Source organism: uncultured Traorella sp., from assembly GCF_944327115.1.
Lineage (GTDB): Bacteria > Bacillota_I > Bacilli_A > Erysipelotrichales > Erysipelotrichaceae > Traorella.
In genome coordinates this window covers 14,280-37,490 of record NZ_CALVGS010000016.1, presented here as the reverse complement: position 1 = coordinate 37,490, position 23,211 = coordinate 14,280, and the positions used below count along the sequence as shown (strand labels likewise).

The following is a 23,211-nucleotide window of genomic DNA, read 5'->3' as shown; positions in this document are numbered from 1 at the left end:
TTTATGCAGAAAAAAGCTTCGCTTGATCAATCCTTTAAACATATCCTAAGATATAAGATCGTATTGGCTCATATCATGAAAGATTATCTGGAAGAATATATGAATGTTCCGATCAATGAGATCATGGAATGCATTGAACCAAAAGGGGATGTCCCTTTACATAAACATACTGTCAGCGGCCATCGAAATGAAAATAATGAGGATGATACCAGCATCTTCTTTGACTCGCTTGTCTATGCTTCTTTACCGCAAGACAAGGGTAAGATTGCCATGATCCTCAATCTGGAAGCCCAGGGAGAATTGAAAGGAAAAAGCCATGTCCTAAGCAGGGCACATTACTATAATTCCCGCAATACATCGATGCAGGTGGAGGAATTGTTTGATCATGCACAGTATGATGATATCGTGAAGGTAGTATCGATCTGGATCGTGTTCAATGCGCCGAAGTACAAGCAGGGAAGTATCAACCGGTACCGGATGGTGGAGGAGCATATCATCGGGGAAACATGTGAGGAAGAAAAATATTTTGATAAGCAGCAGATCCTTGTGTTATACTTAGGGTGTAAGGAAAGCGAAAAAGTATCAATGAATATCTTACGGGTGATGGCAGATAATATGTCATCAGAAGAGAAGATAGAAAGACTGAAGAAGTATGATGTAAAGCTAACGGAGAAAGAGGAAGAGGAGGTCAGCCGGATGTGTGATTATGGTGCATATGTAGAGAGCATAGGTATTGAGAAAGGTATCAAGGAAGGTTTAAAACAAGGAAGCGAGAATAAGAGTATAGAGGATATTCAAAGTCTGACAAAGACCTTGAAACTAAGTGTTGATGAAGCAATGGATGCCTTACAGATACCTACTCAAGAAAAAAGTTATTATTTAAAGCTGCTGAAAGAAAAAGAATCTTAATAGATTTACTCAAATACAACAGTCGATCATTACCAAATAATGTAATAAAAATTTCACATATCATCGATATATGTTATTGACAAACGCTTACATTGTGTGTTATAAAATAAATGTAGATAGAACGTAACTCCTAAAGAGGCGTAACCTATTGGTTATTTCTTGTGGGAGTTTTTTATTTAGGAGGTGATGCCCGTGTTTGATTTTTTGAAAAAGAAAGATAACACAATAAGTATGCCAATTAAAGGAATGTGTCTGGATATTAGTGAATGTAAAGATAAAACATTTTCAGATAAACTGATGGGTGATGGTTTTATGGTCAAACCTGAAGGTGATGTGATTTGTAGTCCGTGTGATGGAGAATTAACGATGATCTTTCCTACGAAGCATGCCTTTGGATTAAAAATGAGCAACGGAACAGAGGTACTTGTTCATATTGGTATTGATACGGTGAATTTAAATGGCCAATATTTTGAGATATTGACATCTGTAAATAAAAAAGTAAAAAAAGGAACACCGATCATAAAATGTGATATGGATAAGATCAAAGAATCAGGTTATGATTCTTCAGTGTTGGTCATCGTTACCGGAAAACAGGATGTAGAAAAGAAACATCTTAATGAAATGATGAATGTTGGAGATATTATAATTGAGGGATAAATATGCAAATTATAAAAAATATCAACAATAATTTCGCAATTGCGATAGATGGTGCAGGAAACAGATTGATCATTTCCGGGAAAGGAATCGGATTTGGAAGTGTTCCAAGAGATCTGGAAGATATCACACGAATCAATCGGTCCTATTATGATGTTGATGAGGCATATATCTCAATGATCAATGAAATACCCGAAGAAATCATAGATATTTCAAATAAAATCATTGATAAGGCAAGAATGGTGATTGATAATCCGATTAGTTCAAATATTGTATTTACATTAGCGGATCATATTAATTTCAGTATTCAAAGATATAAAAAGAAGATGAATATTAAACTGCCGATCGTTTATGATATCCAACATTTATTTGAAAATGAAATGCGTATCGGAGAGTATGGATTAAAGTTGATTCATAAGGAATTAAATATATATCTTCCAAAAGAAGAAGCAGCTTATATTGCTTTGCATATCATCAATGCGGAAGAGCAGGATAGAAATAAAAAAGTAAATCAGGATGATGAAATTATTGATAAGATCACAGCTATTATTGAAAAGGAATATGATATTAAGATCAATAAAGATAATTTCAATTATTCAAGATTTGTATCTCATATGCATTATTTATTAAAAAGAGGAAAAACAAAGCATTTGATTTATTCTGATAATAACACGATCTATGATAAATTAAAAAATGATTATCAGAAAACATATGACTGTGTGAAAAAAGTAAGTGAATATTTGAAAGGAATATTAAAGATAGAATTAACAGATGAAGAGAAGCTATACTTAATGCTTCACATCAATCGATTATGTACCCGCGAGGACTGTAACCAATAGGGCGGAAACCTCATACATAAAGCGTATTACGTTTTTGTATGGGGTTTTATTATTTTAGGTCTTAACAGCATAAGCGCGCAGTGCTGAAAAGATATACATTTAGAAAAGGAGAAAAAATATGGCTAAAAAGAATTATGAAGAAATGTCAAAACAGATTCTTGAATGTGTTGGTGGGAAAGAGAATATTACACAATTAACTCATTGCGTTACTAGATTACGTTTTAATGTGAGGGATAAGAGTGTAGTAAAAGTAAATGAGATTGAAAAAATAAAAGGAGTAATGGGGACACAGTGGTCAGGAGAGCAATTTCAGATCATCATCGGTGGTGAAGTTGGAGATGTATATAAAGTTGTTTGTCAGTTAGCTGGATTTCAAGAAGAAGCAGTGATCGATGAAAATTTAGATGTAGATCTAAAAAAAGATCATAGTATCAAAGGATTATTTATGATATTAATGGATACTCTAACATCCATACTTGCTCCAATTATACCAGCAATTGTAGCTTGTGGTTTGCTACAAGGGGTTTTATATTCTGTACAGTCTTTCGGTTGGCTAGATCCAAACGGAGAAACTTATGTATTCTTTTTTAACTGTGCTCAAGCTGCGTTCTATTTTTTGCCAGTATTAATTGGATATTCTGCGGGAAAAAGATTTAAATGCAGTCCTGTTCTTGCGGCAACAACAAGTGCCATTCTTATGTTACCTGCGTTTTCAGCTATGTCAGGAACCTCAATAAAACTATTTGGTATCATTCCTATAACATATGCAGGTTATTCTTCAACAGTAATACCAGCTATATTAACTGTTTATTTTCAATCTTATATTGAAAAGATTTGTAAGAAATTTGTACCGAAGATGATTGATATTATTGTAACGCCATTGGTTACTGTAATGGTATCAGCAGTAGTAGGATGGGCATTATTAGCGCCAATTGGCGGATGGTTAGGAACCTTTTTAGCAGAGGCTATTTTATGGCTATATGAAACACTTGGTCCAATAGGCGGAGCTGTTTGTGGAGCAATTTATCCCTTCATGTTGATGTCGGGAATGCAAGTAGCTATGACTCCATTAATTGCACAGAACCTATCGACATTAGGTTATGATTTTCTGTATCCTGTTACGTCAGCTGCTTCTAACTCTGCAATGGCAGCATGTGCATTATATATATTCTTCAAGTCAAGAAAGCAGGATACTAAATCGTTAGGACTGTCAACTGGGGTTACAGCATTGATTGGAGTTACAGAACCAGTTTTATTTGGGTTAATTACAAAATATCGTAAGGCATTACTTTCTACAATTATTGGTGGAGCAGTAAGTGGTGCAATTATGGCTTTATTTAAAGTGAAATATTTATCTTTCGGATTTGTACCTTTTGGTACAATTGTTTTGGCAGTAACAGATACATTTGTCTACTATATGTTGGGAGTTATTGTCGCAATGGTTGTAACTGTAATTATGATGGCTGTTTTAAAATGGGGAGATGATGAATAATGACGTTTTGCAAAGATTTTTTATGGGGCGGAGCTACTGCTGCAAATCAATTTGAAGGAGCTTATCTAGAGGACGGAAAAGGGTTAAATGTATCTGATGTAATAACGGTAGGTTCGCATCAAAGTCCAAGAAGAATCTCCTTAGAAATGGATGAAAAATATTTTTTTCCTTCAAAAAAAGCATCGGATTTTTATCATCATTATAAAGAAGATATAGCTTTGTTGGCAGAGATGAATTTTAAGAGTTATCGAATGTCGATAGCGTGGACAAGGATTTATCCAAATGGCGATGATGAATTTCCAAATGAAAAAGGTCTTCTCTTTTATGAAAATGTATTTAAAGAATTAAAGAAGTACAATATAGAACCAATAGTTACAATTTCTCATAATGAAATGCCACTAAATATAGTAAAAAAATATAATGGGTGGACAAATAAAAAAGTTATTGATCTTTATGTAAAATATTGTGAAGTGATTTTCAACAGGTATAAAGAATATGTTAAATATTGGCTTCCGTTTAATGAGATAAATAATTTATTGTTACCTTTATCCAATTTAATACAAGGAGGAATTTATTTAAAAGGAACAGTATATTTTAATGATCAAAAAGATGAACCGGAGTTAAGATTAAATGCTTTAAATAATATTTTAATAGCAAGTGCTAAAGCCGTAAAGCTAGGAAGAAAAATTAATCCTAATTTCCATTTTGGTACAATGATCTGTCATATAACCCGTTATCCTAGAACTTGTCACCCAGATGATAATCTTCTTGTACAAAAAAATGATCTAATACACAACTGCATGTGTTCAGATGTAATGTTAAAGGGTGAATATCCATTTTATGCAATAAAATACTTTGAAAAAAGCAAAATTCATCTTCACTTAAATGATGAAGAAAAACAAATTTTAAAGGAAGGTACTTGTGATTTTTATACTTTCTCTTATTACCAGAGCATTACAGAAAGTACACTAAAATTCGAAGATGAAACTAGTGGAAATATCATGGGTGGTATAAAAAACCCTTATCTAAAAGAAACAGATTGGAATTGGCCAATTGATCCTGTAGGACTAAGATATACCTTACTTAAAGTGTATGATCGCTATCGGGTACCAATAATGATTACAGAAAATGGAATAGGATGTATAGATAAATTAGAAAAAGACAAAACTGTTCATGATCCATATCGTATCGAATATTTGCGTGATCATATTATAGAAATGAAAAAAGCGGTAGAAGATGGTGTTGACTTAATTGGATATACAGCATGGGGCTGCATTGATTTAGTTTCTGTATCTACAGGAGAAATGAAAAAAAGGTATGGTTTCGTTTATGTAGATGCTGATGATTATGGTAATGGCACCTATAATCGTTATAAAAAAGATTCATTCTATTGGTATAAAAAAGTTATCGCCAGCAATGGTGAAGATTTAGATTAAGACCTCACATGGAAGGAGCAGCAATGCTCCTTTTCTGTCGTGCAAATCGTCATTGAATGTGATAAGATATAAAAAAAGGAGGACATATTATGCAGAATTTTCATTATAACATACCGACACAAATTTATTTTGGAAAAGGTCAGATTGAGAATTTGGGAGAGAATTTGAAAAAAATCTCTGACAAAGTGCTTCTTGTATATGGAGGCGGCAGTATCAAAAAGATTGGTTTATATGATAAGGTTTGTGAACAATTAAAAAAGGCAGGTATCGAATGGCAGGAGCTTGCAGGTGTTGAACCAAATCCACGTATTGAATCTGTACGCAAAGGTGTAGAAATCTGTCGTCAGCATGGTCTGACAGCAGTTTTGGCAGTAGGCGGCGGCAGTACGATCGACTGTTCAAAGATCATTGCCAGTGGTGTTTGTTATGAAGGAGATCCATGGGATCAGGTGTTAGATCGAAATAAGATCACAAAAGCATTGCCTGTTGCAGCTGTATTGACATTAGCCGCTACCGGTAGTGAGATGGATGGTTTTGCAGTCATCTCAGACTTAACAAAAAATGAGAAATGGGGATCGGGAAATGATCTTACAAAGCCTGTTTTCTCTATCTTGGATCCTCAATATACGTATTCAGTATCTGCTTACCAGACAGCAGCCGGTACAGCTGATATCATGAGCCATACCTTTGAAAATTACTTTAATCAGGAAAAAGGAGCTTATCTGCAAGCGCGTTTCTGTGAAGGTATCTTAAAGACCTGCATCAAATATGCACCGATTGCTTTAGAAGATCCAAAAAATTATGAAGCACGTGCAAATCTAATGTGGGCAAGCTCTATGGCTATCAATGGTATCTGCTCCTATGGTGAAAATACCTCATGGTCCGTACATCCGATGGAACATGAATTAAGTGCTTTCTATGATATTACCCATGGTGTAGGATTAGCCATCTTAACACCAAACTGGATGGAATATGTATTAAATGAAGATACGCTATGGAAATTTGTCGAATACGGAAAGAATGTATGGGGTATCCATGAAGGCAGTGATATGGAAATCGCTCATGCCGCAATCCAGAAAACTCGTGAATTCTTTAAATCATTGAATCTTCCTGGCTCTTTACATGAAATTGATATTGATGAATCTCATTTTGATGTCATGGCTCAGAAAGCAGCTGATGGCGGACTTAAAAATGGATTTGTTGCTCTTGATGCAGAGGATGTAAAGAAAATCTATAAAATGGCTTTATAAGAAAAAAATAATGATCTGATCCTGCTAAAGTAGATAACCGACACTTATCTACGGAGGCGGGATTTTTTTATTACAATATATCTTGAAAATAATGATCCGGTAATAAAACGGTGTTTAAGAGAGGATATAGGAAAGCGGCGATATTCTTTAAGAAGAGCATCACCGCTTGCTGTATGTGGTAATTCTTGAGAGATGAAACCAATGGCAAAAATATTACTCCGTATTTTTAGCCGCAAAAAATTGCTCCCGCCCGCGATATTCACTTTTGATAATTTCAAACATATCTTCCGGGCTTTCTTTACAGCCGTTTTTCAACCAGAGCTTTATGATTTGAGTAATGCCTGCTTTGAAAAATTCCATGTGATATTCAACAAGTTTGTTTTGAAAATGTTCTCGGGCAAGGGAACTGTCGTAGCGAATGATTTTATAGTTATTATCATAACCGAGCTTAAAATAGGTTCGATAGAAGATTTGATTCTCTTTGATATGACGAAATAACTTCAGATAGTCGTTGCTGTTGAAACCTTGCGTGATTTCCTCTTTATATAAATCGGATACGTCGTTTTCCAGCTTATCCCGGATTGCATCGGCCAATCCGTAAATATCGGTATAATTTGCATAAAAGGTGGTCCGGTTTAATCCGGCCTTTTTGCAAATATCAGACACACTGATCTTATTTACTTCTTTTGTCTGGAGCAATTCGATAAAAACCTTCTCGATACGCTCTCTTGACTCTTTTTTTCGTTTGTTATTGGGGGTATTCATAAAAGCTCCTTTATCTCAACAGTTGTTGGTAAATTGATGATTGTTTTCTTTTTGCAAGTCCATTATACTTGATTTGCAAAGAAACAACAACTGTTGTTTTAATGCTTTGGAGGTGTTTATCAAATGAAAAAAAGCAGTTTTGTTGCACTGATGTTAGGATCATTCAGTGTTGTCCTATTTGCGCTTGGCATGTGCATGGTGCTGATCCCAAAGTGGAACACATTTAATCTGGGCATTATTTTCGGTTGTATCGGTCTGATTGTTGGTCTTATCACATTGATTGTATGGAGAAAGATGGAGCATAAGGAACCGATTCACATTTCTGGAAAAACTGTTATGACAGTTATTATTGGTGTCGTTGGTGCTTTAGCGCTGGGTGTAGGGATGTGCTTCAGCATGGTCTGGGGCCAAATGATTATAGGTGTTGTAATCGGACTTGTTGGAATTGTTGTTTTGCTTTGCCTTATTCCTCTGACAAAAGGTATTAAGGGTTGAAACTGAAACAGAAAGCTGTATCACTGATTAGCAGGACGAAAACAGGTAAAAAGATGATATCAAGCCAGTACTACCGTATCATGGTATCCGCTATGGCTGCCTTTGTGTTCAATTTATTCTATGCCTTATACCATTGTGTGCTCGGTATTATAAATTATTCGCTTTGGTTTATTTCAATGGGGGCTTTTTATGGTATTTTGGCCATGATGCGTTTTTCTGCGGTATTGTTTGACCGTAAACACCGCAAATCATTTTCGAATGATATGGATGTATTCGTAATGAAATTCTCCGGCGTACTGTTAATTGTGTTGGGCATCGTTCTTGCTGTGGTCAATTATATCAGCCTATCGCAGGATATTGCCACAAAATATGAAAAAATCACGATGATAACGATTGCGACTTATACTTTTTGTAAAATCGTGATCGCAATCGTGAGAGCTGTAAAACAGCGCAAACATTCATCATCTCTATTAAGGATGATCCGAAACATCAATTATGCGGAGGTATCTGCTTCGATATTGACCTTGCAGCGATCGATGCTTGTTTCCTTTGATTCAATGGATAAAAGGCAGGTCCGATTCATGAATGCAATGACGGGAGCCGCTGTATGCCTCTTTGTATTGGTGCTTGGTTTGTCTATGATAGCAAAAAAAAAGAAAGGAAGTTGAAGTATGGCAAAATCAAAACTTGTAACAACAAATGAAAAAATAGCAGAAAAAGTCGTTGACACTTATAAAAAAATCGAAGATACGGTCGTTGGCGGCTATACCAAAATCGAAGATGCTTTTGTTGAGCGTTATTTGATGAGAGAAGGGGAAACGGTTGAGGAAGCAAAAGAAAGAATAAAGCGAGAAAAGAATGCACAGCAGTAATCATCCATGTCAGTCATATGTCAATGATTTTATAGATCAATGTGATCGTCTTTTAATTGAAATAATTTTGTAATTTCCATATAATATCGGTTGAAAGAATAAAGCGTTGATATAAGAAAAGAGATGATTGCATGAAAACATCAGTACCTAAGAAGATAATAATTCGAGGTGCCCGTGTTCACAACTTAAAAAATATCGATGTGGATGTTCCTTTGAATCAGATCGTCGGGATAGCCGGTGTATCGGGGTCGGGTAAATCCTCACTTGCCTTGGGCGTGATATATGCCGAAGGTTCTCGCCGTTATCTGGAAGCACTCTCTACCTATACAAGAAGGCGGATGACGCAGGCAGCAAAGGCTCAGGTGGATGAGGTGCTTTATGTTCCCGCAGCGCTGGCACTACGTCAAAGACCGGGGATCTCAAATATTCGTTCGACCTTTGGCACAGGTACAGAATTATTAAACAGTCTAAGGCTCATGTTTTCAAGATTAGCTGAGCATCGTTGTCCAAACGGACATTATTTAAGACCCACGCTTGCCGTTGCTGCCGGTAAGGAATTGGTCTGTCCCGTTTGTGGTGCGCATTTTTATGCACCTTCGGCAGAAGAGCTGGCATTCAACAGCCAAGGGGCTTGTCATAGATGTAACGGGACAGGTATGATACGGACGGTCGATGAAGCGACACTTGTTCCTGATGAATCACTGACAATAGATGAAGGTGCCGTGGCACCGTGGAATTCACTTATGTGGTCATTGATGGTTGATGTTTGTCGGGAAATGGGGGTCCGTACCGATGTTCCTTTCCGTGATCTGAGTGAGAAGGAAAAAGAGATCGTTTATCATGGACCGGCAATAAAAAAACATATCTTATATAAAGGGAAAAAATCAAATCAGGCTGCAGAACTTGATTTTACATATTATAATGCCACCTATACGGTAGAAAATGCCTTGTCAAAGGTGAAAGATGAAAAGGGCATGAAAAGGGTCGAAAAGTTTTTAAAAGAGGATGTGTGTCCGGATTGCAAGGGTACTCGTTTATCTGAAGCGGCAAGGGCACCGAAATTATTAGGCATCTCATTGGACGAAGCTTGTAAGATGACTTTAAGTGAACTGAGAAAATGGGTACAAAGCGTTCCTTCACATATGCCTGAAGAAATGGTTCCTATGGCAAAAAACATCTGTGCTTCATTTGAAGATTCTGCCAGACGCCTCATCGATCTGGGACTTAGTTACTTAACGCTTGATCGAAGCACCGCGACTCTTTCCACAGGTGAGAAACAGCGTATGCAATTAGCTCGTGCTGTGCGAAACCGGACGACAGGTGTTTTATACGTGCTGGATGAACCGTCAATCGGACTCCATCCATCAAATATCACAGGCTTGAATGGAGTCATGCATGATTTGATTGCAGATGGGAATTCAGTGATATTGGTTGATCATGATACACAGATACTGAAAGAGTCGAATTGGATCATTGAAATGGGACCACAGGCAGGCATTCATGGAGGTGAGGTGCTTGCACAGGGCAGTGTTGAAGATATAAAAGCCAATACTGTTTCACAGATCGGTCCGTTTCTGGCAGGAAAGAAAACAAGACCGCTGATAAAAAAGAGCGTAGATGAAAAGATGTTTGAACAAGGCAAGATACATCTTTCTACAACAGCCATCCATACGGTAAAACCACTTGAAGCAGATATTCCAAAAGGAAAGCTCACAGTTGTTACAGGCGTTTCGGGTTCGGGAAAAACAACGCTGGTCTTAGAAAGCCTGATACCGGCGCTTCAAGCACAGATAAAAAAAGAAAAGCTTCCTCATCATGTATTATCTGTAAAGGCAGAGGGGATCCATCAGGTAAAACTGATCGATGCGACTCCGATCGGCATCAATGTCCGCTCGACGATTGCAACCTATGCAAATGTGCATGATGAATTGCGTAAAATATATGCGCGAACAGAGGATGCGAAAGAAAAGGGTTATAAAGCTCAGGATTTTTCCTACAATACAGGAAAATTACGTTGTCCGGTATGTGATGGTACCGGAGAAATCAGTTTAGATGTACAATTTCTGCCGGATGTCGATATCCCTTGTCCAAACTGCAAGGGATCGCGATATGATAAGACAGCTTATGGCATCAGGTACTATAATAAAGAGAAACTTGCGCGATCACTTCCTGAAGTAATGGAAATGGATGTCAACACAGCGCTTGATTTCTTTAAAGATATGAAAAATGTCTATTCCAGGCTTAAGGTCTTACAAAGCCTTGGCTTGGGTTATTTGACGTTAGGAGAAGAAACTCCAAGCTTGTCGGGAGGAGAAGCTCAAAGACTAAAGCTGGCCAGTGAAATGGGAAAAATGCAGTCAGATTCCATATTCGTGTTTGATGAACCTACGATCGGTTTGCATCCATTAGATGTTCAGGTTTTACTGCAGGTATTTCAGACACTGATCAAAAACAAAGCAACTGTCATAGTGATCGAACACGATCTGGATGTGATCAGAAGTGCTGATTATATCATTGATATGGGACCTCAAGGCGGTGATGAAGGAGGCAGGATTATCGCAACAGGAACTCCTTTTGATATTGTCAGCAATCGTGAGAGCATCACAGGAAAATTCATATAAAAAAGCCACCGCCTGACCGGTGGCTTTACTCATCATGAAGAGTTGCTAAGATGTGTTTTGCGACCGCATGATCCTTGCAGCAGCCAATGATTTCACCGGCAGCCTGCTTCGCAGCTTCGATACCGTTAGATGTGGCATATGAATGTTTAAATCGTGCCAGCATCTCTAAATCATTGCCGCCATCACCATAAACAGCCACTTCATCTTCTGTAAGATGAAGATATTCACAAAGCCATGCGACCGCATTTCCCTTATTAACATTTTTAGCGGTAATTTCAAAAGCGCCGTTATCATAAGGAGCATTTACGATCTCATCCTTGTGTTCAAGAAGGTAATGATTCATCTTATCAATGGTTTTCGGATCATCCAAACGACAATTGATCTTATAAATATCATGTGACAGAATATCTTCAATGCTCTGGTCAAAAAGACAATCCTCTATAAAATCTTCAACCTTCCATCGCTTAGCGGCCCGATTCCATATGCTGGAGCGACTGAACTGTTCCAGGTATTCCTTTCGGGTGATGCGGACCAGCACATGATCCTTACCAATGCAATCAAAGTGAATTTCAGGAAATGTTTCCAAGAGATCGTGAACCGCTTTTCTGGTCATCTTCTGATCATAGATGATCTTATGGGAAGGATCCATTATTAAAGCACCATTCATACAGATCGTATAAACATCCCGATCATTAAGCTTTAAGATCTTGCTTTGCTGAGGATGCATATGCCGGCCTGTCGCAAATGAAAAATATCTTCCGTCTTTTATGACCTTATCCATCATATCAAATATTATATCATCAAACTCATGGTATTCATTTAACAGGGTACCATCTAAATCACAAGCAAACAGTTTTATCATAAAATCCTCCTCAACTCTTATATTATAAAGGAGTTTTATGAAAAAAAATATCAAATTTCATAAAAAATTCTGTAAAATAAGGGACTGTCCATTCAAACAGTCCCTTTATGAAACCAGTTGTTCAAATTTTCAATTTATAAATACAAATCTTATTTATCTTGGAAAGCTTCATGATCGATCAGCTTTTAGATATAACTTGATATTGCACCCTTCTCTCTTTTTAAATAATGTCTAGTTAAGTTATAAACCTTCTATATGCTTTTATCTTCATGATGCTTTTTTTATTTTGATATGCATCCATTTATTGAAAATACTTTTATATAAACGTGGATCATTTATTTTTTTAGGAGTATTTAATAACCATGTTCATCAAGCTTTAATAGTAATCATGATCATCAGGATCCTGATACCCACCATTTCTAAATCAGCTTATCCAAACACTTTTTTTAAATTCCCTTCGAATTGTATTCACAATTCAAACATGAAGCCATCTATATGAAAATCACTTTCGATTCGTCAACGATGGAATCATCGATTTTTTTTGTTTTAAAACATTCAGGCTTGATCAAGAATTTTTATGTTCATGGAATGACCATCATTAGCTTTTGGATAGAAGCATTTCATTCACTTCCGTGTCAATTCTTGTCGAAGTCCTAAAATAGATCACTTCTCTATTTTTTCTACACAACGGTAGACGTTTTTATATATTCAGTTTTAATTCTTCTCCTCTGCACTGTCCATTGGTCTGCCCTCTCACAGAAAACACTTTCTTTTCACAAAACACATAAGCGAGATTTTTAGTTTCCTCATGAAGTTCTGTCAGGCTTCATAGGAAACGAACTAAATTTCTTTTAAAACCTCTTTCATCAGACATTCCTCCTTTCAGGTGTTCTGTCTTTTTACACTTATATAATACCTTATTTGTCGGATAGAAACAGTCTTATAATTTAAATTTTTTTGTGTTATAATGGATTTGTTGAGGGCATGGATCATGCCTTTTTCTTATATAGGAGAAACATTCTATGAAATTAGCGGTTTTAATGAATCAAATGATCAATGAAGAGTGGTTTGGGAAGATGCTTGAATTGGAAGGGCGTATATTTCCTGTCACAGGGAATGATTATTTAGATCCGGAATATGTACGTGCCTTGTATAAGGATAATCAAGAGGGGTTGTTTTTCTGTATTGATTGGGATGCGTGTAAGCTGGCAGGTTATCTGACCGTGATTTTTCTTGATGAAAGCCAGAAGGAGCGGTATTTGAACGGAGCTCATTTTTCAACGCTTCAAAATATCGGCATGCATAAGGGGAAGAATATCCTATATATTTATACGATTGCCGTGGATGAGGAATACCGCGGCAGTGCCTGTATGAAGCTTATGGGCAAAGCCTTTGCAGAGTGGCTGGATGGAAAGATCAAGGATGGCTATGAGGTAAGCGAGGTCTATGCGGAGGCGGTTTCAAAAGAAGGAGCCCGCTCTTTACACAGGGGGTTTGGGATGACGCCGATGGAAGATGTTGATGAGGATGGAAGGGGTCATTATTTTGCTGATGATCATTTAGAAGGTTATATTAAAAAATGCGATCCTGCTAGGGGCATCGGATAAAACGCTTTTTATGTTAGCGTGGATTGTGGTATAATCATTTTATAAGCTGATGGGAGATATTTATGAGAGGATATTTTATCACATTTGAAGGACCGGATGGAAGCGGTAAGACAACGATTTCTACAATTGTTGCGCAAAAGCTAAAGGAAATGGGTTATGATGCCATTTATACGAGAGAGCCGGGCGGTATCGATATTGCGGAACAGATCCGTAATGTCATTCTTGATCCGAAGAATACTGCGATGGATGCGAAGACAGAGGCTTTGCTGTATGCGGCGTCACGACGCCAGCATCTGGTAGAAAAAGTGGTTCCTGCCGTAGAAAAGGGACAGATCGTAATATGTGACCGCTTTGTAGATTCTTCTTTAGCTTATCAGGGCTATGCACGTCATCTGGGAATTGAAAATGTATATATGATCAATCAATTTGCGATTGACGGATACTTTCCGGATACGACCATTTTTTTGAATCTTGATTATGAGGATGGATTAAAGCGTATCGAAACAAGAGCTTTTAAGGATCGTTTGGATCTGGAAACCAAGACGTTTCATCAGGAGGTTTCTGAGGGCTATCGGCAGGTGCTTGCTAAGTATCGCCATCGTATGCATGTGGTTGATGCTTCGCAGGATGTTGACAAGGTCGCAGCGGATGCATTGCAAATCGTTTTGAGGACGATCGAAAATGAAAGAAAAGCTTAAAAGAGATCAGCCGGTTGCCTATCGGATCTTGGAAAATGCATTGTTAGGCAAGAGTGCGGCTCATGCTTATCTGTTTTTCGGAGATAAGGGCTGCGGTAAATTGAAGGCAGCTGTTTTGCTGGCACAGAGTCTTTTGTGTGAACATGAAGGCTTTGCCTGTGAAACGTGTGATGTATGCAGACGCGTCGAAGAGAATAATTTTTCAGATATGATCATTGTTGATGGCAGTGAAAAAACGATCAAAAAAGAAGATATCATGCATATACAGGAAGAATTCAATAAAACAGCACTGGAAGCGACGGGAAAGAAGATCTATATCCTGAATCGTGTAGAAAATGCCACTGCTGATGCGATGAATGCGCTTTTGAAGTTTTTGGAGGAACCGGCGAGCGATGTTACGGCGATCCTGATAAGCGAACAGCTGGATAAAGTGTTGCCGACCATCGTATCAAGATGTCAGAAAATACCTTTCCGCAAAGCTTCGATAAAGGATCGTCTTGCGTTTTCAAAGACGTGTGATATGGATGAGCTGGATGCTTACCTGTGTGCGAATCTGACAGCGGACAGCGATGAGATTATGGCACTGAGCGAAGATGAGAATTATCAGGATGCTAAAGCTTGGGCAATGGAGGTCATCGAGCATTTTTATGATGATCCGTATATGACGCTTTTGACGATTCAAAATCAGGCATTTAATGATAAGAAAGGAAATGACCGACTTCAATTTTCTTATTTTAATGAAATATTAACGATTTTTTTTAGAAATGTGCTCATGCAGAAAAGTGAGTGTAGGGATGATACATGGAACGAAATGATGGGCAAGTATTCAAAAAAGCAGTGTATTGAATATTTAAGCATCTGTGTCAGTACGAAAAACCGCTTCAGTAAGTCTGTGAGCGTCAAACTGCTGGCTGATTCGATGCTGATCAGGATGAAGGAGGTAGCAGATGGAGAATAAGGACTTTACACATATAGCGTTTGTAAGCTTTAGTGAATCAAATAAGCTTTATACGTTTGGGACAAATGATGATACGCTGAAGGTTCATGATAAAGTAGTCGTAGAAACCGTCCGTGGACTGGAAGTCGGTACGATCATGAAAGAAAATCAGCTTTTTGAAAATGTATCCAGTGAGCTTGAGATCAAGCCGGTGATCCGTAAAGCGACCGCTAAGGATCTGAAGGATGTTGAGGATAATAAAAAAGCAGCTGAGAAGGCCATGGTGATCTGCGAGGAGGCCATTCAGGCACAGGGGCTGGATATGCATTTGATCGAAGCTGAATATACGCTGGATCGCAGTAAGATCATTTTTGTATATGTCGCAGATGATCGTGTCGATTTCAGAGAGCTTTTAAAGGATCTGGCGACAAAATTCAAATGTCGTATCGAGCTTCGTCAGATCGGTCCGCGCAATAAGGCAAAGATCGTGGGTGGTTTGGGAACCTGTGGTATGGAAACATGCTGTTCAAGGTTTTTGAATGATTTTGATGTCGTATCGATCAATATGGCAAAAAATCAGATGCTGGCATTGAATGTCCAAAAGCTTTCGGGGCAGTGCGGTAAGCTGATGTGCTGTCTTCGTTATGAGGATGCACAGTATAAACAGATGCGTGCCGGTTTACCTAAATTAAATTCACAGATCGAATACAAAGGCAACAAATATCGTGTGACAAGCATGAATGTCCTGTTGAAACAGGCAAAGATAGAAAATAAAGAGGATGTGCAATTTCTGGATTTTTCTGAGCTGTGGCCGGAAATTGACTGGTCAAAGCGATGAATCGTCAAAAAAGCTTTGAAAATGATAAGGCAACGCTTTATTTGGTAGCGACACCGATCGGCAATTTGAGTGAAATGACGCCCAGGGCGATCGAGGTGTTGAAAAGCGTGGATGTGATTGCGGCTGAAGATACGCGAAATACGATGAAGCTGCTCTCTCATTTTGATATCAAAACGAGATGCATGACACATCATATGCATAATGAGTATGAAAGTGCCAGAGGTCTTTTGGCGTTGCTTGAAGAAGGAAAAAATGTTGCCGTTGTCAGCGATGCGGGATATCCGCTTGTCAGTGATCCCGGTCAGGTCGTTGTAAATATGGTCGTAGAGGCCGGGTTTAATGTTGTGCCGATCTCCGGTGCCAATGCGGCCTTGAATGCTCTGGTTGCCAGTGGCCTTTCGGCTCAGCCGTTTATGTTTGTCGGTTTTTTGAAGGCAAATGAGAATGAACGCAGAAAGAGCTGTGAGGAGCTTGCGAAGGTCAAGCAGACATTGATCTTCTATGAGGCTCCGCACCGTATCAAAAAGACGCTGCATACCTTCTTGGAGGTTTTTGGAAATCGCAAGATGTGTCTGGCAAGAGAGATCACGAAGAAGCATGAAGAATTTTTGCGTGGTACGATCAGTGAGATATTAGATATCTGTGATGATCTCAAGGGTGAAATGGTACTTGTGCTTGAAGGATACAAGGAAGATGAAATCAGTGATGATATTCCTTTTTCTGTTTTATATGAAAAGATCCATTGTTATATTCAAAGCGGTTATTCAACCAATGAAGCCATAAAGAAGGTAGCGAAGGATCACGGCTTGTCCAAAAACGAAGTTTATAAGCAATATCACAGCAGCTAGAGCTCATGCTCTGGCTTTTTACTTGTCATGCTTGTCGAAGGAAAAAAGACAGGTTATAATAAAAAAGACCTTATGGAGGATATGATTATGAAAAATACAAACGAAAACAGTCTGGTACAGGTCCTTGTAGGAATCGTGTTGTTAGCGGCAGGTTTATATATGTTGTCACAGCGGGTTTATATACATCATGGCTGGTCTGTGATCCGCTTTGGTTCCTTTAATATTTCATCGGGTCTTGTTACCGTTCCTCTGATCATCGGTATCATCCGGCGTTTTTATGATCCAAAGTCAATGGCAGCAAGGACACTTTTGGCAGTTGGGGTGATCATTATCATCGTTTCGCTATTGATGAGCATGCAAATATCATTCATGCGTATATCCTTATTTGAATATATCCTTATATTTGGCTGTATCGGAGCAGGCTGCGGTTTGCTTCTAAAAAACCTTCTGAAAGCAAAATAGTATCTGCTAACCAGAAGTATTTTTGCTTTGTGAAAAAACAGTAAGATAAGCATTATAATAAAAAAGAAACGATATCGCAAAAAACGATACCGTTTCTTTTTTTGTATGTGAAATGCCAGAAGACTAGCGATAGAATACGATTCCCCAAGCAGAAGTAGAATTACCGGCATTGATGCGTTCTACTTCACGAGAAGTAATCGAATGTTTAACACTTGTGCATTTCTTGTTTGATTTCACAAATTTGATAGCCTTTAATACGTTCTTCATAGTTATATCCTCCTTCATGCCCTTTCAGCTTACACCCATATAATATACTTAAATAATACGGAAATCAAGGGGTTTTTTAAACTTTTTGAAAATATTTTCAATCTGTATTTCCGATAAGATCAAGTGTTTTTCTGGGGCGAACATTGTGTTAAATTTTCAAAAATATTCACATTGTTTCAGAAATTTTCATTGAAATAAAACTTGACATAATGACATGTTTTACATATTATATATATGAACAGATGTTCATATGAGAGGATGTTAATATGGAAATTGAAAAGTGTGAAGTTACTGTTATCCATGAGAATGTAGTCAGGGCAGTAAAGGAACAGATGCCTGATGAAGATAAGTTGGTTGCGACTGCAGAGCTTTTAAAGGTATTTGGTGATCCGACAAGAATCAAGATCATCTGTGCCCTTTTAAAAGCGGAGATGTGCGTGTGTGATCTTTCTGCTTTGTTGGATGTGTCGCAGTCTGCAGTTTCCCATCAGCTCAAAACACTGAAACAGGCGCGCCTTGTGAAGTATCGCAGAGATGGAAAAGTCATCTATTATTCATTGGATGATGAGCATATCGGTAGAATTTTCGAAGCCGGTTATGAACATGTGATGGAGGACTGATTATGGAAAAGAAATATATTCTTGAAGGCTTGGATTGTCCGAATTGTGCGATGAAGATCGAAAAAGCCTTAAATAAAAGAGAAGAAGTCAATAGTGCCAGCGTTAATGCCGCAACCTTGGGATGTACGATTCAATATAAAGATTATTCTGAAGAAATAGAAAGAAAACTGATTCATTTGATCGAAGAGCTGGAAGAGGTTCATGTGGTAGAAAAAAAGGGGCATGCACATCATGAAAAAGCGTGTGGCTGCGAGCATCACCACCACCATCACGAGCATGAGCATCATCATGATCATGATCACGAGTGCAGCATACATGACCACCATGAGCATCATGAAAATATAGTACGTGTCCAGCCTGCGGGAAATGATCTGAAGAAAATTAAGTGGACAATTGAAGGGCTGGACTGTGCCAGCTGTGCTATGAAGGTTGAAGATGCCGTCAATAAAGTGGAAGGTGTCGAATATGCTTCATTGAACTTTACAACAAAGGCCTTGTTGTTTTATATAAAAAAGAATGCGGATGAGAAAATTATAAAAGAGAAAATCAAAAAGGCAATCTTAGATACCGAAGAGGTCCAGATCATTGAGGAAAATGAGAAGAAAGAAAAGAAGAAAAATTATCAGATCTATGTATTAGGAATCGGTACCCTCATATTCCTGTTAAGTCTTGTATTTGACTGGCAGATCGGTGTGATCCTTTCTTATTTCATGATCGGTTACAGCGTTATCGTAAAGGCTTTGAAGAACATTCGCCGCGGTGAAATTTTTGATGAAAACTTCTTGATGATGATCGCAACGATCGGGGCAATCGTTGTCGGTGAATATTTAGAAGCAGTAGCTGTCATGCTGTTTTATCAGGTGGGTGAATATTTTCAAAATAAGGCTGTTGAGCGTTCCAGAAATTCAATTGCCGATCTGATGAACATCAAGGCTGAAATCGCACATCTAAAAACAGGTGACCACATCAGTGATGTAGATCCTGAACAGATCAAGATCAAGGATATCATCGTCGTTCAGCCCGGTGAAAGAATTCCGCTGGATGGCATCGTACGCAAAGGGACATCGGCGTTGGATACAAGTGCTTTGACAGGTGAATCGCTGCCAAGGGAAGTAGCTGTTGAGGATGAAGTGCTTGCAGGCTGCATCAATTTGAATGGTGTCATCGAAGTTGAAGTAACCCATGAGCTTAGCGAATCCACCGTCAGCAGGATTTTGGATATGGTAGAGAATGCTTCCGGTAAGAAAGCAAAAACAGAGCTGAAGATGACTCGTTTCGCAAGGGTATATACTCCGATCGTTGTCATTGCCGCTTTGATTCTGGCAATCGTTCCAAACTTCTTTCCTACACAGATCAGCTGGCAGGAATGGCTGATCCGTGCATGTACCTTCCTTGTCATTTCTTGTCCATGCGCGCTGGTTTTATCTATTCCGCTGGGATATTTTGCCGGAATCGGAAGTGCCAGCAAAAAAGGTATATTGGTAAAGGGTGGCAATTATCTTGAAATTTTAAGTCAGATCGATACGATCGTATTTGATAAAACAGGAACATTGACGAACGGTTCTTTCGAGGTTACGAATATCTATGGTGATGATCCGAAGGAATGTCTGCGTTTAGCGGCCATTGCGGAAAGCTATTCAACACATCCGATCGCCCAATCCATTCAAAAGGAATATGGAAAGGAAATTGATAAAAATGAGCTCGTGCATGTCGAAGAAATTGCCGGACATGGTATAAAAGGAGAATATCAGGGTAAAATATTGCTTGCAGGGAATAAGAAGCTGATGGATCGTTTCCATATCACCTGTCAGGAGCAGGATTCTTATGGTACCCTTGTTTATGTCGCATATGATTCACGATATATCGGTACGATCGAAATCAGGGATACGCTGAAAGCAAATACGAAGGAATCTTTGAAGAGCTTGAAAGAAAAAGGAATCAAGAAACTTGTCATGCTGACAGGAGATCGCAAAAAGACGGCGCAGGCAATTGCCGATGAATGTGGCATTGATGAGGTTCACTATGAACTGTTGCCGACGGATAAGGTAAATGAATTGGAAAAGATCCTGAATGCTTCCTCCGGAAAGGTAGCTTATGTCGGTGATGGCATCAATGATGCTCCGGTCTTGGCGCGCAGTGATTTAGGTATTGCCATGGGCGGACTTGGCAGTGAAGCGGCAGTAGAGGCAAGCGATCTTGTGCTGATGAAGGATGATCTTAGCTCATTAAGTCAGGGAATCGATCTGGCAAGATTTACACAGCGGATCATGAATGAGAATATCATCTTCATCTTGGGCGTTAAAGCAATCATTCTGATATTGAGCATCTTTGGATATGCGAATATGTGGCTGGGCGTATTTGCGGATGTGGGTGTCAGCCTCATCGCTGTCATCAATGCCATGAGAATACTTAAAAAATGATAATGATTATCAAAATAGGTTCTAAAATTGGTTAAAATATAAAATTCTGATTGACAAAATCAAAAGAAAATATTATACTGGAAACGTACAGGACAAAGGTCTACAGAAAGGATGTTAAGATGGAACTAAAAGGATCAAAAACAGAAAAAAACTTAATGACTGCATTTGCTGGTGAATCTCAGGCTAGAAACAAATATACTTTCTATGCTGAAAAAGCAAAAGAACAGGGCTTAGACCAGATCGCAGAATTGTTCTTGGAAACAGCTAGAAATGAACAGGAACATGCAAAGCTTTGGTTTAAGGCATTGCATGATGGTATTCCTCAGACAAATGAAAACCTGAAGGATGCTGCAGCCGGTGAAAACTATGAGTGGACAGATATGTATGCTCAGTTTGCAAAGGAAGCTAAGGAAGAAGGCTTCAATAAGTTAGCTTTCCAGTTTGAAGCAGTTGCAAATATTGAAAAAAGACATGAAGAAAGATATCTTGCATTGCTTGCAAATGTTGAAAACAGCAAGGTATTCAAGAAAGATGAAAAAGTGGTATGGCAGTGTGCTATCTGCGGTTACCGTGTAGAAAGCGAAGTTGCTCCGGGTGTATGTCCGGTATGTGGATATCCTCAGGCAGTATTTGCAAAAGCAAGCGATAACTACTAAGATCAAAAGGCATGAAAAATGCCTTTTTCTTTTATTTTGGCTCATAGATGGGTCTTATGTGGCAAAAGTAGAAAAATTCATTGATTTTTAAGGAGATTTGTGATAATTTTACAGATAATACAAGGAAGAGAGGTACAATTTTATGGCGAAGGTTTTAGAAGGTTTATCTCATACATTTGGTGAATATCTTTTGCTCCCGAATCTGACAACAAAAAAGAATATCGTTGCCAATGTGAGCTTGAAGACACCGCTTGTTAAATTTAAAAAGGGGGAAGAGCCTGCACTTAGCTTGAACATTCCGATGGTCAGTGCGATCATGCAATCTGTCAGTGATGATAAAATGGCTGTTGCTTTGGCGAAAAAGGGCGGCTGTGCATTTATTTACGGATCACAGACAATTGAAGAGCAGGCAGAGATGGTACGCCGAGTAAAAAATTATAAGGCCGGTTTTGTTGTCAGCGATTCAAATATAACACCGGAGAATACGTTGAAAGATGTTTTGGATCTATTGGCTAAAACAGGTCATTCTACGATGGCTGTTACGGAGGATGGAACGCCGAATGGCAAGCTGTTAGGAATCGTTACAAGTCGAGATTACCGGATCACACGCGATCCGTTGGATAAAAAAGTAAAAGATTTCATGACTAAATATCAGGATCTGGTCGTTGGATATGACGGTATTACGCTTACGGAAGCCAATGATCTGATTTGGGAAAAGAAGCTAAACTCTTTGCCGATCGTTGATAAAGATCAGCATTTGAAATATATGGTCTTCAGAAAGGATTATTCAAGCGATAAGGAAAATACAGATGCCTTGTTGGATAGCGAAAAGCGCTATATCGTAGGTGCAGGTATCAATTCAAGAGATTATGCTCAGCGCGTTCCGGCACTTGTTGAGGCAGGTGTGGATGTTGTTTGTATTGATTCAAGCGAAGGTTTTTCTGAATGGCAGTATGATACGATCCAATGGGTCAGAGAACATTATGGGGATTCGGTAAAGATCGGTGCCGGAAATGTCGTCGATGGTGATGGCTTCAGATATTTGGCACAGGCAGGTGCCGATTTTGTAAAGATCGGTATCGGCGGAGGCTCTATCTGCATTACACGTGAGGCCAAGGGTATCGGACGCGGACAGGCTAGTGCCGTTATGGATGTCGCAAATGCCAGAGATGAATATTTTGAGGAAACAGGTATTTATGTACCGATCTGTTCTGATGGCGGTATCGTGCAGGATTATCATATTACCTTGGCTTTGGCGATGGGGGCAGATTTTGTCATGCTGGGCAGATATTTTGCCAGATTTGATGAATCACCGACTGCTAAGGTAAAAACGAGCAAGGGATATATGAAGGAATATTGGGGCGAAGGAAGCAATCGTGCCAGAAACTGGGCGCGTTATGATCTCGGAGGCAAGCAGGAGCTTACCTTTGAAGAGGGTGTTGATTCCTATGTCCCATATGCCGGAAAACTGGATGACGGTGTATCGATCACATTACATAAGATCAAATCAACGATGTGCAACTGCGGTGCCTTGACGATCAAAGAGTTCTATGAAACGGCCCGTTTGACGCTTGTTTCAAACGTTTCGATCCAGGAAGGAAGCGCACATGACGTCGTGCTGAAAGATGATTTTAAATAGTTAAAGAAGTTGTCTTAAAGAAGC

At 38.7% G+C, this 23,211-nt stretch carries 23 protein-coding genes; 20 read left to right on the top strand and 3 right to left on the bottom strand.

What is annotated here, in order from left to right; translation table 11 throughout:
- From Q0K35_RS01420 to Q0K35_RS01395, 6 genes are all read left to right on the top strand, one after another.
- A partial coding sequence (locus Q0K35_RS01420; RefSeq protein ID WP_294560892.1) for a hypothetical protein occupies positions 1 to 909 on the top strand: 909 nt, incomplete at its 5' end.
- Between the two features lie 192 nt (positions 910 to 1,101).
- Positions 1,102 to 1,566, top strand: a complete 465-nt coding sequence (locus Q0K35_RS01415) for a PTS glucose transporter subunit IIA (protein WP_294560891.1) — start codon at positions 1,102 to 1,104, stop codon at positions 1,564 to 1,566.
- A 2-nt stretch (positions 1,567 to 1,568) separates the two neighbouring features.
- A complete protein-coding gene (locus tag Q0K35_RS01410; protein ID WP_294560890.1) occupies positions 1,569 to 2,402 on the top strand; it encodes a PRD domain-containing protein in 834 nt (277 codons plus the stop codon).
- Between the two features lie 118 nt (positions 2,403 to 2,520).
- Positions 2,521 to 3,894, top strand: coding sequence for a PTS transporter subunit EIIC (locus tag Q0K35_RS01405; protein ID WP_294560889.1), 1,374 nt, complete (start codon positions 2,521 to 2,523; stop codon positions 3,892 to 3,894).
- The gene (locus tag Q0K35_RS01400) at positions 3,894 to 5,330 is read left to right on the top strand and encodes a glycoside hydrolase family 1 protein (protein ID WP_294560888.1); all 1,437 of its coding nucleotides are present in this window, start codon (positions 3,894 to 3,896) and stop codon (positions 5,328 to 5,330) included. Before Q0K35_RS01405 ends, Q0K35_RS01400 begins: the two co-directional genes overlap by 1 nt.
- An 89-nt stretch (positions 5,331 to 5,419) precedes the next feature.
- A complete protein-coding gene (locus tag Q0K35_RS01395) occupies positions 5,420 to 6,580 on the top strand; it encodes an iron-containing alcohol dehydrogenase (RefSeq protein WP_294560887.1) in 1,161 nt (386 codons plus the stop codon).
- A gap of 213 nt (positions 6,581 to 6,793) precedes the next feature.
- Here Q0K35_RS01395 and Q0K35_RS01390 read toward each other — a convergent pair whose 3' ends face one another.
- Positions 6,794 to 7,345 (bottom strand): TetR/AcrR family transcriptional regulator, encoded by a 552-nt coding sequence (locus Q0K35_RS01390; protein WP_294560886.1) that lies wholly within the window; start codon positions 7,343 to 7,345, stop codon positions 6,794 to 6,796.
- 123 nt (positions 7,346 to 7,468) lie between these two features.
- On the opposite strand from Q0K35_RS01390, the gene Q0K35_RS01385 reads away from it, so the two are divergent.
- From Q0K35_RS01385 to Q0K35_RS01370, 4 genes are all read left to right on the top strand, one after another.
- On the top strand, positions 7,469 to 7,840 hold the full coding sequence (locus Q0K35_RS01385) for a hypothetical protein (RefSeq protein ID WP_294560885.1): 372 nt from the start codon (positions 7,469 to 7,471) through the stop codon (positions 7,838 to 7,840).
- Positions 7,837 to 8,508, top strand: coding sequence for a hypothetical protein (locus tag Q0K35_RS01380; protein ID WP_294560884.1), 672 nt, complete (start codon positions 7,837 to 7,839; stop codon positions 8,506 to 8,508). The genes Q0K35_RS01385 and Q0K35_RS01380 overlap by 4 nt, the downstream gene beginning before the upstream one ends.
- Before the next feature lie 3 nt (positions 8,509 to 8,511).
- Complete coding sequence (locus tag Q0K35_RS01375) at positions 8,512 to 8,712, top strand: hypothetical protein (RefSeq protein WP_294560883.1); 201 nt, start codon at positions 8,512 to 8,514, stop codon at positions 8,710 to 8,712.
- A 131-nt stretch (positions 8,713 to 8,843) separates the two neighbouring features.
- Positions 8,844 to 11,333: an excinuclease ABC subunit UvrA gene (locus tag Q0K35_RS01370; RefSeq protein WP_294560882.1), complete on the top strand. Its 2,490-nt coding sequence runs from the start codon at positions 8,844 to 8,846 to the stop codon at positions 11,331 to 11,333.
- Positions 11,334 to 11,358: 25 nt separating this feature from the next.
- Here Q0K35_RS01370 and Q0K35_RS01365 read toward each other — a convergent pair whose 3' ends face one another.
- A complete protein-coding gene (locus Q0K35_RS01365; RefSeq protein ID WP_294560881.1) occupies positions 11,359 to 12,195 on the bottom strand; it encodes a Cof-type HAD-IIB family hydrolase in 837 nt (278 codons plus the stop codon).
- 1,022 nt (positions 12,196 to 13,217) lie between these two features.
- On the opposite strand from Q0K35_RS01365, the gene Q0K35_RS01360 reads away from it, so the two are divergent.
- The 6 genes from Q0K35_RS01360 to Q0K35_RS01335 all read left to right on the top strand — a co-directional run bounded on the left by Q0K35_RS01360 (position 13,218) and on the right by Q0K35_RS01335 (position 17,585).
- Complete coding sequence (locus tag Q0K35_RS01360) at positions 13,218 to 13,802, top strand: GNAT family N-acetyltransferase (RefSeq protein ID WP_294560880.1); 585 nt, start codon at positions 13,218 to 13,220, stop codon at positions 13,800 to 13,802.
- 62 nt (positions 13,803 to 13,864) lie between these two features.
- Positions 13,865 to 14,500: a dTMP kinase gene (gene tmk, locus Q0K35_RS01355; RefSeq protein ID WP_294560879.1), complete on the top strand. Its 636-nt coding sequence runs from the start codon at positions 13,865 to 13,867 to the stop codon at positions 14,498 to 14,500.
- Positions 14,484 to 15,458 (top strand): AAA family ATPase, encoded by a 975-nt coding sequence (locus Q0K35_RS01350; RefSeq protein WP_294560878.1) that lies wholly within the window; start codon positions 14,484 to 14,486, stop codon positions 15,456 to 15,458. Before tmk ends, Q0K35_RS01350 begins: the two co-directional genes overlap by 17 nt.
- Complete coding sequence (gene ricT / locus Q0K35_RS01345) at positions 15,448 to 16,275, top strand: regulatory iron-sulfur-containing complex subunit RicT (RefSeq protein ID WP_294560877.1); 828 nt, start codon at positions 15,448 to 15,450, stop codon at positions 16,273 to 16,275. Before Q0K35_RS01350 ends, ricT begins: the two co-directional genes overlap by 11 nt.
- On the top strand, positions 16,272 to 17,123 hold the full coding sequence (gene rsmI / locus Q0K35_RS01340) for a 16S rRNA (cytidine(1402)-2'-O)-methyltransferase (protein ID WP_294560876.1): 852 nt from the start codon (positions 16,272 to 16,274) through the stop codon (positions 17,121 to 17,123). The genes ricT and rsmI overlap by 4 nt, the downstream gene beginning before the upstream one ends.
- Before the next feature lie 87 nt (positions 17,124 to 17,210).
- Positions 17,211 to 17,585 carry a hypothetical protein gene (locus tag Q0K35_RS01335; protein ID WP_294560875.1) on the top strand — a complete coding sequence of 125 codons (375 nt, stop codon included), beginning with the start codon at positions 17,211 to 17,213 and terminating at the stop codon, positions 17,583 to 17,585.
- Between the two features lie 123 nt (positions 17,586 to 17,708).
- On the opposite strand, the gene Q0K35_RS01330 is transcribed toward Q0K35_RS01335, so the two are convergent.
- Positions 17,709 to 17,852, bottom strand: a complete 144-nt coding sequence (locus Q0K35_RS01330) for a hypothetical protein (RefSeq protein WP_294560874.1) — start codon at positions 17,850 to 17,852, stop codon at positions 17,709 to 17,711.
- 266 nt (positions 17,853 to 18,118) lie between these two features.
- Here Q0K35_RS01330 and Q0K35_RS01325 point away from each other — a divergent pair, with 266 nt between their 5' ends.
- The 4 genes from Q0K35_RS01325 (at position 18,119) to Q0K35_RS01310 (ending at position 23,187) form a co-directional block, all read left to right on the top strand.
- Complete coding sequence (locus Q0K35_RS01325; RefSeq protein ID WP_294560873.1) at positions 18,119 to 18,472, top strand: metalloregulator ArsR/SmtB family transcription factor; 354 nt, start codon at positions 18,119 to 18,121, stop codon at positions 18,470 to 18,472.
- Positions 18,473 to 18,474: 2 nt separating this feature from the next.
- Positions 18,475 to 20,892, top strand: a complete 2,418-nt coding sequence (locus Q0K35_RS01320; RefSeq protein WP_294560872.1) for a heavy metal translocating P-type ATPase — start codon at positions 18,475 to 18,477, stop codon at positions 20,890 to 20,892.
- Positions 20,893 to 21,011: 119 nt separating this feature from the next.
- Positions 21,012 to 21,548 (top strand): rubrerythrin, encoded by a 537-nt coding sequence (rbr, locus tag Q0K35_RS01315; RefSeq protein ID WP_294560871.1) that lies wholly within the window; start codon positions 21,012 to 21,014, stop codon positions 21,546 to 21,548.
- A gap of 142 nt (positions 21,549 to 21,690) precedes the next feature.
- Positions 21,691 to 23,187, top strand: coding sequence for an IMP dehydrogenase (locus Q0K35_RS01310; protein ID WP_294560870.1), 1,497 nt, complete (start codon positions 21,691 to 21,693; stop codon positions 23,185 to 23,187).
- The last annotated feature ends 24 nt before the right edge of the window (positions 23,188 to 23,211 follow it).

Bases quoted from the DNA above. Each gene is read 5' to 3' on its own strand.
- Q0K35_RS01410 (WP_294560890.1), top strand. From the start codon at position 1,569: ATGCAAATTATAAAAAATATCAACAATAATTTCGCAATTGCGATAGAT.
- Q0K35_RS01405 (WP_294560889.1), top strand. From the start codon at position 2,521: ATGGCTAAAAAGAATTATGAAGAAATGTCAAAACAGATTCTTGAATGT.
- Q0K35_RS01400 (WP_294560888.1), top strand. From the start codon at position 3,894: ATGACGTTTTGCAAAGATTTTTTATGGGGCGGAGCTACTGCTGCAAAT.
- Q0K35_RS01395 (WP_294560887.1), top strand. From the start codon at position 5,420: ATGCAGAATTTTCATTATAACATACCGACACAAATTTATTTTGGAAAA.
- Q0K35_RS01390 (WP_294560886.1), bottom strand. From the start codon at position 7,345: ATGAATACCCCCAATAACAAACGAAAAAAAGAGTCAAGAGAGCGTATC.
- Q0K35_RS01385 (WP_294560885.1), top strand. From the start codon at position 7,469: ATGAAAAAAAGCAGTTTTGTTGCACTGATGTTAGGATCATTCAGTGTT.
- Q0K35_RS01375 (WP_294560883.1), top strand. From the start codon at position 8,512: ATGGCAAAATCAAAACTTGTAACAACAAATGAAAAAATAGCAGAAAAA.
- Q0K35_RS01370 (WP_294560882.1), top strand. From the start codon at position 8,844: ATGAAAACATCAGTACCTAAGAAGATAATAATTCGAGGTGCCCGTGTT.
- Q0K35_RS01365 (WP_294560881.1), bottom strand. From the start codon at position 12,195: ATGATAAAACTGTTTGCTTGTGATTTAGATGGTACCCTGTTAAATGAA.
- Q0K35_RS01360 (WP_294560880.1), top strand. From the start codon at position 13,218: ATGAAATTAGCGGTTTTAATGAATCAAATGATCAATGAAGAGTGGTTT.
- tmk (WP_294560879.1), top strand. From the start codon at position 13,865: ATGAGAGGATATTTTATCACATTTGAAGGACCGGATGGAAGCGGTAAG.
- Q0K35_RS01350 (WP_294560878.1), top strand. From the start codon at position 14,484: ATGAAAGAAAAGCTTAAAAGAGATCAGCCGGTTGCCTATCGGATCTTG.
- ricT (WP_294560877.1), top strand. From the start codon at position 15,448: ATGGAGAATAAGGACTTTACACATATAGCGTTTGTAAGCTTTAGTGAA.
- rsmI (WP_294560876.1), top strand. From the start codon at position 16,272: ATGAATCGTCAAAAAAGCTTTGAAAATGATAAGGCAACGCTTTATTTG.
- Q0K35_RS01335 (WP_294560875.1), top strand. From the start codon at position 17,211: ATGAAAAATACAAACGAAAACAGTCTGGTACAGGTCCTTGTAGGAATC.
- Q0K35_RS01330 (WP_294560874.1), bottom strand. From the start codon at position 17,852: ATGAAGAACGTATTAAAGGCTATCAAATTTGTGAAATCAAACAAGAAA.
- Q0K35_RS01325 (WP_294560873.1), top strand. From the start codon at position 18,119: ATGGAAATTGAAAAGTGTGAAGTTACTGTTATCCATGAGAATGTAGTC.
- Q0K35_RS01320 (WP_294560872.1), top strand. From the start codon at position 18,475: ATGGAAAAGAAATATATTCTTGAAGGCTTGGATTGTCCGAATTGTGCG.
- rbr (WP_294560871.1), top strand. From the start codon at position 21,012: ATGGAACTAAAAGGATCAAAAACAGAAAAAAACTTAATGACTGCATTT.
- Q0K35_RS01310 (WP_294560870.1), top strand. From the start codon at position 21,691: ATGGCGAAGGTTTTAGAAGGTTTATCTCATACATTTGGTGAATATCTT.